Annotated in this window: 8 protein-coding genes; 5 read left to right on the forward strand and 3 right to left on the reverse strand. The window is 71.9% G+C overall.

The window, feature by feature from the left end; translation table 11 throughout:
• Positions 1-219 precede the first annotated feature (219 nt).
• The 3 genes from OG455_RS04360 (at position 220) to OG455_RS04370 (ending at position 6,138) form a co-directional block, all read left to right on the forward strand.
• Positions 220-486, forward strand: coding sequence for a hypothetical protein (locus OG455_RS04360; protein ID WP_266290381.1), 267 nt, complete (start codon positions 220-222; stop codon positions 484-486).
• 75 nt (positions 487-561) lie between these two features.
• Positions 562-3,003: a glycoside hydrolase family 65 protein gene (locus OG455_RS04365; RefSeq protein WP_266290383.1), complete on the forward strand. Its 2,442-nt coding sequence runs from the start codon at positions 562-564 to the stop codon at positions 3,001-3,003.
• Between the two features lie 381 nt (positions 3,004-3,384).
• Positions 3,385-6,138 carry a GNAT family N-acetyltransferase gene (locus OG455_RS04370; RefSeq protein ID WP_266290385.1) on the forward strand — a complete coding sequence of 918 codons (2,754 nt, stop codon included), beginning with the start codon at positions 3,385-3,387 and terminating at the stop codon, positions 6,136-6,138.
• Positions 6,139-6,454: 316 nt separating this feature from the next.
• On the opposite strand, the gene OG455_RS04375 is transcribed toward OG455_RS04370, so the two are convergent.
• Positions 6,455-7,132 (reverse strand): sigma-70 family RNA polymerase sigma factor, encoded by a 678-nt coding sequence (locus OG455_RS04375; RefSeq protein WP_266290387.1) that lies wholly within the window; start codon positions 7,130-7,132, stop codon positions 6,455-6,457.
• Positions 7,133-7,220: 88 nt separating this feature from the next.
• Here OG455_RS04375 and OG455_RS04380 point away from each other — a divergent pair, with 88 nt between their 5' ends.
• Both OG455_RS04380 and OG455_RS04385 read left to right on the forward strand, forming a co-directional pair.
• The gene (locus tag OG455_RS04380; RefSeq protein ID WP_266290389.1) at positions 7,221-7,730 is read left to right on the forward strand and encodes a hypothetical protein; all 510 of its coding nucleotides are present in this window, start codon (positions 7,221-7,223) and stop codon (positions 7,728-7,730) included.
• A gap of 281 nt (positions 7,731-8,011) precedes the next feature.
• Positions 8,012-8,455, forward strand: coding sequence for a universal stress protein (locus OG455_RS04385; protein ID WP_266290391.1), 444 nt, complete (start codon positions 8,012-8,014; stop codon positions 8,453-8,455).
• Positions 8,456-8,672: 217 nt separating this feature from the next.
• On the opposite strand, the gene OG455_RS04390 is transcribed toward OG455_RS04385, so the two are convergent.
• Positions 8,673-9,626, reverse strand: coding sequence for a 1-phosphofructokinase family hexose kinase (locus tag OG455_RS04390; protein WP_266290393.1), 954 nt, complete (start codon positions 9,624-9,626; stop codon positions 8,673-8,675).
• A gap of 441 nt (positions 9,627-10,067) precedes the next feature.
• Entirely contained in the window at positions 10,068-12,437 is a 2,370-nt protein-coding gene (gene ppsA / locus OG455_RS04395) for a phosphoenolpyruvate synthase (protein WP_266290395.1), read from the reverse strand.
• Positions 12,438-12,660: the final 223 nt, after the last annotated feature.

Raw genomic sequence — 12,660 nt, forward strand, 5'->3', positions numbered from 1 at the left:
GAGGAGGGGTTCCTCCTCCCACCGCCCATCGTGCGCGTGGCAAGCGTCCGGGCGCAGGGGCCGGCCGGCCCCGCCTGCCGCGCCGAGCGGCCCTGTTCACTTCGCCTGCCGTCGACGCGGAGTGGTTCTCGGGGACACTCACGAGGGTTGGGCCCAGGAGGCGCGCGATGATTCCACGGCTTCGACCACGGAGGCATGAACGGCTGGAGGTACGGACCGATGACTCTGGTCGCCGTGGCTCTCGTGACGCTCATCGCGCTGCCGGCGCTGCCGGCGTATCGCCGACTCGGCGGCCACCCACCGGAAGGCCGTACCGCGGGGGCCGCCGCTCCGCTGGCCCGCTCCATCTGCGGCGCGCACGATGGAGAACGGGCCACCATCCCCATGGCGGGAGCGAACCCGGAGGATCACCGTGAACAGACCGATCGTCGCCGGATTCGACGTATCGGCCGTACGCGCGGCCGCTCCGGACGGGGTCGCTCGTGAGGCTCGGGGATGCGGGCCTCCACCGGAGTTCATCCACGCCCGGGTGGGATCACCGAGCAGGAGCACGATCCCACCGTGGCAGGCACCGTGGCCGAGTCCGACATGACCGCCTCGTCCCCGGAGCGCCCGGAGACCTGGCACCTGCGCCTCCGGGGCTTCGAGCCGGCCGAGGAGGGCGTCCGCGAGGTGCTCTGCGCGGTCGGCAACGGCTACCTGGTGAGCCGTGCCGCCGCCCCGGAGTCGTCCGCGGACGGCGTGCACTACCCGGGTACGTACCTGGCGGGCGTCTACGACCGGGCGGTGTCGGTGGCCGACGGCCGAACGGTCGAGAACGAGGACCTGGTCAACTGTCCGAACTGGCAGTCCTTCAGCTTCCGCTCCGCCGACGGGGACTGGTTCACCGGACCACCGGCCGAGCAGCGGATGGACCTCGACCTGCGCCGAGGCGTGCTCACCCGACACGCCCTGGTCGTGGACGCGCACGGCCGGCGCACCCGTCTCGTGCAGCGCCGGATCGCCAGCCAGGCCCAGCCCCACCTGGTCGCGCTGGAGACCGAGCTGGTGGCGGAGAACTGGTCCGGCCCGCTCGAAGTCCGCTCCGCCCTGGACGGCACCGTCAGCAACACCGGTGTCGCCCGCTACCGGGGACTGACCAGCCGTCATCTCGTACCCGCCGGACAAGGCCTGGATGAGGACGGCACGTTGTGGCTGCAGGTCGCCACCGCCGGATCGCCCCTGTACATCGCCCTCGCCGCCCGAACCCGGGCGACACCGCCCGCGCTGCGGCGCACCAGTGGGCTGCGGGACGGCTGGGCAGCCGAAGTCCTCACCCTGGACGTCACCGAGGGCCGTCCGGTCATCATCGAGAAGACCGTGGCCGTGTACACCTCCCGCGATCCGGCCATCGACGCGCCGCTGCCGGCCGCACGGCGCCTGGTGGCCCAGGCGCCGGTGTTCGAGCACCTGCTCGTCGAGCACGTTCTGCGGTGGGCCGGGCTGTGGCGGCGCTGCCGGATCCAGGCCGACTTCGACGGCGCGACGGCCCTGCACCTCAACCTGTTCCACCTGCTGCAGACCTACTCCGAGCACTCGGTCGACCTGGACGTCGGCATCCCGGCCCGCGGCCTGCACGGTGAGGGCTACCGCGGACACGTCTTCTGGGACGAACTGTTCGTGCTCCGCCTGCTCAACCTGCGCTTTCCCGAGTTGGCCCGGGCCGTGATCGGCTACCGCCACCGACGGCTGGACGCCGCCCGGGCGGCCGCCCGCGAGGCAGGCCTCCGCGGCGCGATGTACCCGTGGCAGAGCGCGAGCGACGGCCGCGAGGAGTCCCAGCAACTGCACCTCAACCCGCTCTCCGGCCGCTGGCTGCCCGACCACAGCCACCTGCAGCGGCACGTCGGCTCGGCCGTCGCCTACAACGTCTGGCAGCACTACCAGGCCACGGGCGACCTCGACTTCCTCGCCGCCACCGGCGCCGAGATGCTGCTGGAGATCGCCCGCTTCTGGTCCTCCGCCGCAGCCTACGACCCGACCCGCCGGCGGTACTCGATCCGCGGCGTCCTCGGCCCCGACGAGTACCACGACGCCTACCCCTGGGCCGAGGGTCCGGGCCTGGACGACAACGCCTACACCAACGTGCTCGCCTCCTGGGTGCTGGCCCGCGCACTGGAGACGGTCGAACTGCTACCCGAGTACCGCCGGGACGAACTGCTGGAACGGCTGGCCATCGACCCCACCGAACTCGACCGCTGGCAGGAGGTCGGCCGCCGCCTGCACGTGCCGTTCCACGACGGCGTGATCAGCCAGTTCGAGGGCTACGAGCGCCTGGCCGAGCTGGACTGGACCGCCTACCGGCGCCGTTATCCCGACCTGCAGCGCCTCGACCGGATCCTGGAAGCCGAAGGCGGCACCGTCAACACCTACCGGGCGTCCAAGCAGGCGGACGTCCTGATGCTCTGCTACCTCTTCTCCCCGCGCGAACTACGCGGCCTGCTGCGCCACCTCGGCTACCCGGCCGGGCACGAGCTGTTGCGCCGCACCACCGACTACTACCTGCGCCGAACCGTCCACGGCTCGACCCTCAGCGCGGTCGTGCACGCCTGGGTCCTCACCCGCGCCGACCGTCAGAGGTCCTGGCGGTTCTTCCGCGACGCGCTCAGCAGTGACCTCCCCCCGGCCTCCGGCCAGGAAGCAGCCCCGAACCTCCAGCACGGCACCACCGCCGAGGGCGTCCACCTGGGCGCGATGGCCGGCGCCGTCGACCTCCTGCAGCGCTGCTACACGGGGCTGGAGCTCCGCGAGGACACCCTCTGGCTGGACCCGCGCCTGCCCTCGGCCCTCGGCCGACTCGAACTCGACCTGCGCTACCGGGGCCACTGGGGCGTACGGATCGTCGTCGACCATCACACGGTCACCGTCAGCCTGCGCGAGAGCCGCCAGCCGCCGGTCCAGGTCGCCTTCCGAGGCTCGACGACGGCGATCCGGCCGGGCACGAGCCGCACGTTCTCCCTCTGAGGGCCCGGCGTCCGGCCCGGTCCGGTGCCGTCGCTCATCGTTCTCACCCCGCCCTTCAGCGGCTGCCTGTTCCATTCTCGGCAGCGGCCGACCGAATCCCCCGGGCCGAAAGGGGTACAGCCGGCCGGCGGGGCCGGGCCACAGCGCCGGACCACGAAGTGCGTCCGCCTCGTCCAGCCACATGTCGCGCACGCGGCCGCGACAGGCCCTCCCGGCCCCGGCGGACCGGCCCGACCGGCCCTGTGCGGCTGGTCGGGTCCTGACGGAGGCTGGAGGTGAGCGGCCGGGCGTGCCACGCCCGGGGCACCCGGCATGGCACGGCCTCCGTGCCCGCCCGGCCGTTTTGTCGCGGCACGGCGGCACCGAGCCCGGGGAGCCCGCATGTCCACCGCCCAGCCTCTGCCACCGACCGTCGAGGCCCTGCTCTCCGACGGCACCACGGCAGCCATCCGACCGCTGAGGCCGGCCGACCGGGAAGACGTGTACGACCTGCACGCTGTGCGAATGTCCGAGGAGAGCCGCCGACAGCGCTTCTTCGGCGCCAGTCGCCTGGCCCCGAAGCTGGCCGCCGACCGGCTGTGCGCGCCACCACGCCCGGGGTTCCTCGCGCTCGGCGCCTGGGTGGACAGGGAACTCGTCGGTGCCGTGGACTACGAGACCATCCGCGACCGCCCCGACGCCGCCGAGATCGCGCTCGCGGTGGCCGACCGATGGCAGCACCACGGCGTGGCGACACTGCTGCTGGAGCACCTGCTGCATACGGCTCGCGAGCAGGGCGTACGCACCATCGAGGCGGACACCCTGGCCGGGAACCGGGCCGTCCACCAGGTCTTCACCGACCTCGGACTACGAGTGCACCGCCACCTCGGCCACGGTGAGATCCGGGTCCGAGTGCCCCTGGACGAGAAGGACGAGCACTACCGCGGCGCCGTCGAGGAGCGCGGGCGCAGCGCCGATGTCGCGAGCCTGGTGCCGCTGCTGCGGCCCCACTCGGTCGCGGTGGTCGGCGCCTCGCGGCAACCGGGATCGGTCGGCCGGACGGTGCTGGAGAAGATCCGGAAGGGCGGCTTCAGGGGCGAACTGTGGGCCGTCAACCCGTACGCGGAGCGAATCGGGGACGAGCCGGCCTATCCCGGGCTGAGTGAACTACCGGGGACCCCGGACCTGGCGGTGCTCGCCGTGCCACCCGGCGTGGTGGCGAGCGCGGCCGAGGAGTGCGGCCAGGCCGGTGCCCGCGCCCTGGTCGTGCTCACCTCCGGTCTGAGTGGTGCGGACGCTCGGCAACTGCTGGCCGCCTGCCGACGGCACAGCATGCGCGTGGTCGGCCCGAACTGCCTGGGCATCGCGGTGACCGACGACGCCGTCCGTCTGGACGCCGAGTTCGGCGCGGCCTGGCCGCTGTCCGGCACCGCCGGGGTGGCCGTGCAGTCCGGCGGCGTCGGGATAGCCCTGTTGGAGCGGCTGACCTGGCTGGGGGTCGGGGTGTCCGACTTCATCTCGCTGGGCGACAAGTACGACGTCAGCGGCAACGACCTGCTGCAGTGGTGGGAGAGCGACGACCGCACCGACCTGGCACTGCTCCACCTGGAGTCCTTCGGCAACCCCCGTGCCTTCTCACGCACCGCCCGCCGGGTGACCCGCGGGTTCCCGGTCCTCACCGTGGACGCCGGACGCTCCGCCGCCGGACGCCGGGCAGCGGCCTCGCACACCGCCGCCGCCGCCACCCCGACCGTCATGCGCCAGGCCCTGTACCGCCAAGCCGGTATCACCGCCACCCATGGAATCGGCGAGCTTGTCGAGACCGCAGCCCTGCTGCACGCACAGCCACTGCCCGCCGCGCGGTCCGCCGTCGCTGTGGTCTCCAATGCCGGCGGCGTGGGAATCCTTGCTGCCGACGCCTGTGTGGACTGCGGGCTCACGCTCCCCGAACTCCCCGCCCACCTGGCACTCGAACTGTCCGATCTGCTCCCCGCGGGCGCATCGGCCGCCAACCCGGTGGACACCACCGCGGCCGTCGGGCCGGACGAACTGCGGGCCTGCCTGGACCTGCTGACGCGCAGCCGGGCCGTCGAAGCACTGCTGGTCTGCCTCGTCCCGACCGCGCTGACCACCAGCCCCGAACAGGATCCGGTACGCGCTCTGCTCGACGGCCCGGGTCGGCGCCGCATCCCGGTCGCGGTCGTTCTGCTCGGCCAGGAGGTCCCGGTGCGCTACCTCGACTGCGCGCACGGCACGCACGTTCCCGTCTACGCCGACCCGCAAGCCGCCGCCCGCGCCCTCGCGCACGCCCGCGACCGGGCCCGCTGGCTCGCCGAACCGCCTGGTGCCGAACCCGTTGTCCACGACTGCGATCCGCAGGCCGCCAAGGACCTGGCGGCGCGCTTCCTGGAGGCGCATCCGGACGGTGGCTGGCTCGACCCCGCCCTCACCGCAGACCTTCTGGACTGCTACGGCCTGCCGCTCACCACCTCCCTCTGGGCACCCGACGAGCACAGCACGGTGCTCGCCGCCCGGTCCATGCGTCAGCTCGGGCACGAGGGAAAGATCGCTCTCAAGGCGTACTGGCCAGGGCAGCTCCACAAGAGCGACGCCGGTGCGGTACACCTCGGCCCCGGTGACGACGCGTCGGTCCGGACGACCTACCGCGAGTTCGAGAACCGCTTCGGTGAGCGTCTGACCGGCGTGGTCGTCCAGCCGATGTCCGCGCCGGGCACCGAGCTGTTCGCCGGCATCGTCCAGGACCAGGTCTTCGGCCCGCTGATCGTCTTCGGCATGGGCGGCACCTCCACCGACCTGCTGGACGACCGCACCGCCCGCCTCACCCCGCTCACCGAGAGCGACATCCACACCATGACCACCGAACTGCGCTGCGCCCCGCTGCTCTTCGGCTACCACGGCCGGGCCGCAGCCGACCTGACGGCCGTCCAGGACCTGCTCGCCAGACTCTCCCGGCTGGCCGACGACCTGCCCCAGCTCGCCGAGGCCGACCTCAACCCGATCATCGCCACCCCCGACGGGCTGCTCTGCGTGGACGCGAGGGTGCGGCTGGAACCCCGACACCCGTTCGACCCCTACCTGCGCCGACTGCGCCAGCCGGCGGCGAGCTCCCCGGCGACACCTCACGCGAGAAGCTGACCCGGCCGCTGATCATGTTCGCGGTGATCCGCGCCCTGACCATCGCCGGCACCGTCGCGCTTGCCTTCGGACTCAACCTCTCGCACGGCTACTGGCTGCCGATCGCGGCCATGGTCGCCATGAAGCCCAGCCTGGAGCAGGCCACGCTCGTCGCCGCACGGCGCAGGAGAGCCGGCATGGCGCAGACACAGCTTGACGACTTGCCGGCCCCGCCCAGACGACGCCTCCTGGTCGTCGCGAGTGGACCCGCCGGCGCCTGGATGATCTATTCCAAGGGGTGGATGGCGGGCAGTCGTGGGTGGAGGGCCTGGATGCGTCAGGTGATGAGGCGACGCAGTTCGTCCTGGGCGCGTTCGACGAGCTTCTTGGCGGTGTGGTCGGAGACACCGAGGTGACGGCCGATCTCACGGAAGGACCGTTCTGGGCGGTCATCCAGTCCGTAGCGCAGGATCAGCGCCTCGGCCTCGCGCGAGTCGATGCGGGCCAGAGCGGTACGGACCGTGCTGATGAAGTCCTGTGCGACAGCAGTGTGCGCGGGATCGGTCAGGACGTAGCCAGGTGCCGGCAGTTCTTCGTCGTCTTCAGGGCCGGTGGTGCGAAGTTGCCGGTGTAGCGCCGCGACGGTCGCCGGTGAGATACCCAGTGCGGCAGCTGCCAGGTTCAGGCTGTCGGCGTTCTCGTCCAGGGCGCGGCGCAGGGCGACGGTGCGGCCGACGAGGTCGGCGGGTAGGACAGCGGGGAACTCCTGTCGGGAGATGGCGCGCTGGATCTCCTTGCGTACCCAGGTGTGCGCGTACGCCCCGAAGGGCACGGCGCGCTCGGGATCGAAGCGGCTCGCGGCGATGAGCAGCCCGAGGATGCCGGCCTGTCGCAGGTCGGCCCGTTCGATGTGCCAGGTGCGGTAGCGGGCGGCCTCTCGCTCGACGAGGTGGCCGTGCAACGCCACGAGGCGTTCCCGTTCGCAGGCGTCCGGCTCGGCCTGCTGACTGGTCACGGCGGTGGTCTCCCTCAGTTCGGCGCCTATGTGGTTGCCGCTCCTACGGATACCGGGCAGAGCTGCGTATGCGAGGTTCGCACCGCGGGTGATCGCCGGTATCACTCTGGCGACCGAGAACGCCGCCCCGGAAGGCCGCCATATGTCTGACAGCAGCAATGCCACCTGGCAAGCAATCAAGATCGTCCCCTACGGGGCGATCCTGCACGTACCAATTGGCTGGGAGGCGCTGCCTCCCGTCCCGGCGAACGGGCCGGAGATCCTGCGAGCCACCGGAGGATCCGGCCAGATGCTGATCGTCTTCAAGATGCCCGCCAGGGGACTGACCGCTGCCCGGGTGGCGGACGCGGCTCAGGAGAGGCTCGCAGCCCATGGTTTCGAGGACTTCACACGAACCGAGACCCAGTTCGCCGGACAGTCGGCAGTAGCACTCGACTTCGTCACCCGCAACACCGAGGGGACGGTCGTCCGCCGGACGCGGGAGTACTTCGCCGTACGCGGCAACGCCGTGTTCGTGCTCGGCATGGGAAGCGCGACCTGGGAGGAGCACCTGCCACTCATCGAGCAGATCGCCGACCGATTCGAGCTCGCTGACTGAGCTGGTCGCCCCCCGATATCGCACGTGATTCCCGGCCATCAGCACCGTATTTCCAGGCTCCGGCCTCGCACCGCCCCGGTGCCGGAGCCTGGAGGCTTGGTCAATGCCGACCTGGAAACCCTCACGACCGCGCTGTTGGTGAAACGACGACGTGTGGCTGGCCGGCTCCACCCCGGTGGAGCGACCGCCCGAACGGACCCGTGCCCGGGGCCGTCCGGCCCTGGGCGCCCCAGCGCCGGGAGGCGCAGTCTGGGACTGTCATCCGAGTAGCGAGGTGCGAGATGAGTGCAGAAGAGTCGGCGGGGAGTCGGATCGTGGTCGGAGTGGACGGTTCGGCGTCCTCGAAGCAGGCCCTGCGGTGGGCGGTCGATCAAGCCCGGCGGACCGGCGCCGTCGTGGACGCGGTCGCCTGCTGGGCCTACCCGCCCTTGTACGGGTGGGGGATGACCGGACTGGATCCCGAACTCCCCGACGCTACCGGGAAGATGCTCACCCAGACAGTGGCCGAGGTGGTCGGCGACGACCCGCCGGTGGAGGTCCGTGAGAGCGTCGTGCTCGGCAATGCCGCCGAGGTACTGCTGGAGAGGGCGCAGGGTGCCGAGCTGCTGGTGGTCGGCAGCCGGGGCCACGGCGGCTTCTCCGGCGCCCTGCTGGGCTCGGTGGGCCAGCACTGCGTGCAGCACGCCCACTGCCCGGTCGTCGTGATCCGACACGCCGAGAACTGACCGGCCGGCCGGGAGCCGGCCCGGTGGCATCGGACCGGCTCCCGGACGGGGCTCGGGTCACCGGCCCAGCCTAGGTCCTCAGTGACGCCGTACGCGCTCAGGCGCGGGCAGCGGCCGAGCAGCAGCGAGTCGTGAACAGCCGGCTGTGCAGTGCGCCGCAGGCTGCGGCGGCCGCCACACAGACCTCGCAGGGATCGAAGGCGCCGGCACGAGTGGCTCATGAGCCGGCTTGCCGCCTTAGCCGCACCGCGGGACAGAGGGACTCGGCCACCTCTCGATCGAACGGTTCGGTGTCCGGGGTGAGCACTGCCGCGGCGGCCACGGCCACCCCGAGGGCACAGGCCTCGACCGGATCGTCGCCCGCGGCCAGCCGAAGGGTGAGTGCGGCCACCATGGCGTCTCCGGCCCCTGCGTCGCTGAGCACCTCCCCGGGCAACGGCGGAGCCCGCAACTCGGTGTGGCCATGCCTGGTCGAACAGAGTGCGCCCAGTTCGCCGAGGGTGGTGATGGCGACCTCGGTCGCTCCCGCGGCGAGTAGGTACTCGTTGACGGCACGGGCGTCGTCGAAGGTCCGGACGGGCCGGCCGGCGAGGCCGGCGGCCTCGTGATTGTTGCACCTTCGCAGAAAGGCGCCCTCACGCAGGGACTCACGCAGGGCTCGCCCCGAGGTGTCCAGCACGAGCCGGGCCCCGGCCTCCTTTACCCGGCGGGCGACAACCGCGTAGAAGGCGTCGGGCAGGCCGCTGGGCAGACTGCCGCTGGCCACGACGTACTCGTGCCTCCCGGCTGCTCGGCCCAGCGCCTCCACAAGACGTCCTCCCTCGCCGTCGTCCAGTCGCGGGCCCGGCGGCACGATGTGGTAGCTGCGGCGTGTCCCGGTCTCGAACAGCACGAACGCTTCGCGGGTCTCACCCGCGATCCCGATGGCGAGGTGGTCGACCCCTTCCTCGTCCAGTAGCCGGTTCAGGCGCCGGCCGACCTCCCGGCCGGCGGTGTGGACGGCCGTCGCCCGTCCTCCCAGACGCGACAGGCCCCGCGCGACGTTGATCCCTCCACCTCCGGCGGCCACGTACCTGACTCGGGCGCGGGTCTTGCCGATTTTCGCCAGACGGTCGACCTCGTAGCAGATGTCGACGGTGGGGTTCACCGTCAGGGTGAGGATCGGAGCCATGGTCTCCGCCGGCGGACTCACCCCGCCGCGACCAGCCGAGAGCGGACCGGACATCTCAGTGCCACTCATCGTGTGACACGAGGGTTGTGAGCTCGATCGTCCGTGGCCGCTCTCCCGGGTCCTCCGCGGAGAGGCGGAACTCCATGGGGAGCCCTCGAAGAGGTCCGGGAACGAAGGCCATCAGTACCCCACGTCCATCGCGCGGTTCGCCCGTCATCTCGACCTCCCCACTCGTCACCCCTTCCATCCTGCTGCGCGAGCGCAGGAGGCGCGATCGGGAGCACCCGGCTGCCTCCGGCCCGTGCGCCGGCTCCGGAGCGTTGATCAGGGCACGCCGACCATGCCGACGCGGTCACCCCGCCCACCGCCAGGACCGTCCGGGCCCCGGAGCGTCCGGCACAGCAAGCAGGCGTGGCGGCCAACGGCCGGGCGCGTTGCGGGTCAGTCCTGCTCGGCGGCGGCCACGTGCTGCTTGACCGCGACGAAGCCGTCGGGTGCCACGGAGATCGAGTCGATGCCGGCCTGCACCAGGAAGCGGGTGAACTCCGGGTCGTCGCTGGGCCGTTGGCCGCAGAGACCGACCGGGCGGCCGGCCGCGTGGGCGGTGGCGATCAGGGTCTCGATGCTGCGTGTTACGGCGGGGTCGGTCTCGTCGAAGAGGTGCGCGAGGGCGTCGGAGTCGCGGTCCACGCCCAGGGTGAGCTGGGTGAGGTCGTTGCTGCCGATGGAGAACCCGTCGAAGCGTTCGGCGAACTGGGCCGCCAGGATCACGTTCGCCGGGATCTCCGCCATCGCGTAGACCTTCAGCCCGTTCCCGCCGCGCGGCAGGCCCTCCTCGGCCATCACCGCGAGCACCCGGTCCGCCTCGTCCGGCGTGCGGCAGAACGGGATCATCACCACCACGTTCGTCAGACCCATCTCGTCACGGGCTTGGCGAAGTGCCCGGCACTCCAGGGCGAAGCCCTCGCGGTAGCCCTGGCTGTAGTAGCGGCTCGCGCCTCGCCAGCCGATCATCGGGTTGGCCTCGACCGGCTCGAAGGGGCGGCCTCCGACCAGTTTGGCGTACTCGTTGGTCTTGAAGTCACTCGTGCGCACCACGACCGGGTCGGGCCAGCGCGAGGCGGCGATCCGGGCGACGCCCTGGGCGAGGCGGTCCGTGAAGTACCGGGTGCGGTCGGTGTAGCCGTCGGTGAGCGCGTCGACCCGGCGCCGCTCCTCGGCATCGAGGCGCTCGGGGTGGACCAGCGCCATCGGGTGGACCTTGACCTGGTGGGCGACGACGAACTCGGTACGCGCCAGCCCCACACCGTCCGCCGGCAGCTGCCACCAGCGGAACGCCGCCGCGGGGGCGGCCAGGTTGAGCATCACCCGGGTGCGGGTCCGCGGCAGTCCGGCGAGGTCGATCTCGGACTGCTCGTAGTCGAGCAGACCGGCGTAGACGTGTCCGTCCTCGCCCTCGGCGCAGCAGACCGTGACCTCCTGGCCGCCGTACAGCAGCTCGGTCGCCCGGCCCGTCCCCACGATCGCGGGCACGCCCAACTCCCGGCTGACGATGGCCGCGTGCGAGGTGCGGCCGCCGTGATCGGTGACGATGGCGGCGGCCCGCTTCATGATCGGCTCCCAGTCGGGGTCGGTGATCCCGGTGACCAGCACCGCTCCGGGCGGGAAGCGCTCCAGTTCGACGGGAGCGGACAGCGCGCACACCGCGCCGGCGCCGATCGCCTCACCGACCGCGATACCTCTGACCAGCAGGTCACCGGTCCCGGTCAGCCGGAAGCGGTGCAGCATCGTCGCGCGCCGCCGGGACACCACGGTCTCGGGCCGGGCCTGCACGACGAAGATCTCACCGGTGCGGCCGTCCTTGGCCCACTCGATGTCCATCGGGCAGCCGTAGTGCTGCTCGATGACCACGCCCCAGCGGGCGAGCGTGCGCACCTCCGCCTCGTCCAACACCCGCCCGGCGCGCTCCTGCGCGGTGGTGTCCACCGTGCGGGTCAGTCCCTCGTCGGCGTAGACGGCCTTGCGGCGCTTGGCGCCGGTCTCGGCGTGGATCACCGGGTTCAGGCCCGGATCCTTGAGCAGCGGCTTGAACACCAGGTACTCGTCGGGGTCGACCTGCCCGCTGACCACCGTCTCGCCCAGCCCCCAGGCCGCGCTGACCACCACCGCGTCCGGGAAGCCGCTCTCGGTGTCCAGGGTGAACATCACCCCGGCGCCCGCCAGGTCGGAGCGGACCATCAACTGCACACCGACCGACAGCGCCACCGCGAGCTGGTCGAAGCCCATCCGCTCGCGGTAGTCGATCGCCCGGTCGGTGAACAGTGACGCATAGCAACGGCGGAAGGCGTCCAGCAGAGCCTCCCGGCCCACCACGTTGAGGTAGGTGTCCTGCTGCCCGGCGAAGCTGGCCTCCGGCAGGTCCTCGGCCGTGGCGCTGCTGCGCACCGCGACGTCCGGGTCCGCCCGGCCGGCCTCCCGGCCGAGGTCGGCGTACGCGTCGGCGAGCTCCCGCTCCAGGGCGGGCGGCAGCGGTGTGCCGAGCATCGCGGCCCGGATCACGCCTCCCACCTGGTCGAGCGGCGCACCCGCGTGCAGCAGCGCGACCTGCTCGACGATCCGTTCGCGCAGACCTCCGGTTCCGAGAAACTCCCGGTAGGCGTCAGCGGTGCTCGCGAAGCCGTCGGGAACCCGGACACCCGCGGGACCGAGGTTGACGACCATCTCCCCGAGCGAGGCGTTCTTGCCTCCGACGACCTTCACGTCCGCGCGGCCGATCCCGGCGAACCGGATGACACGACGGGTCGAGGACATGACTACCTCCGCTGGTACGGGAGTGAGAAGGCGGCCGGCCGTCGAGCGACACCGACGGTTCGTCAGATCAAGAGGGCTGGGTATCGCCCGACATGCACCGAACCGGTGCGAGTCCGTCGGCCGCGTCCCGGGGGCATTCCTGCTGCTTCCATGGGACCACCCGACGGAGCGAGTCGCCAACGCCCGACGGGCCCCTCGACGGGCCGGGCACCGGCCGTCCCGG

The sequence above is a fragment of the Kitasatospora sp. NBC_01287 genome, assembly GCF_026340565.1.
Taxonomy (GTDB): Bacteria; Actinomycetota; Actinomycetes; order Streptomycetales; family Streptomycetaceae; genus Kitasatospora.

Coding starts and splice junctions, on each gene's coding strand:
- OG455_RS04360 (WP_266290381.1), top strand. CDS start 220: ATGACTCTGGTCGCCGTGGCTCTCGTGACGCTCATCGCGCTGCCGGCG.
- OG455_RS04370 (WP_266290385.1), top strand. CDS start 3,385: ATGTCCACCGCCCAGCCTCTGCCACCGACCGTCGAGGCCCTGCTCTCC.
- OG455_RS04385 (WP_266290391.1), top strand. CDS start 8,012: ATGAGTGCAGAAGAGTCGGCGGGGAGTCGGATCGTGGTCGGAGTGGAC.
- OG455_RS04390 (WP_266290393.1), bottom strand. CDS start 9,626: ATGGCTCCGATCCTCACCCTGACGGTGAACCCCACCGTCGACATCTGC.
- ppsA (WP_266290395.1), bottom strand. CDS start 12,437: ATGTCCTCGACCCGTCGTGTCATCCGGTTCGCCGGGATCGGCCGCGCG.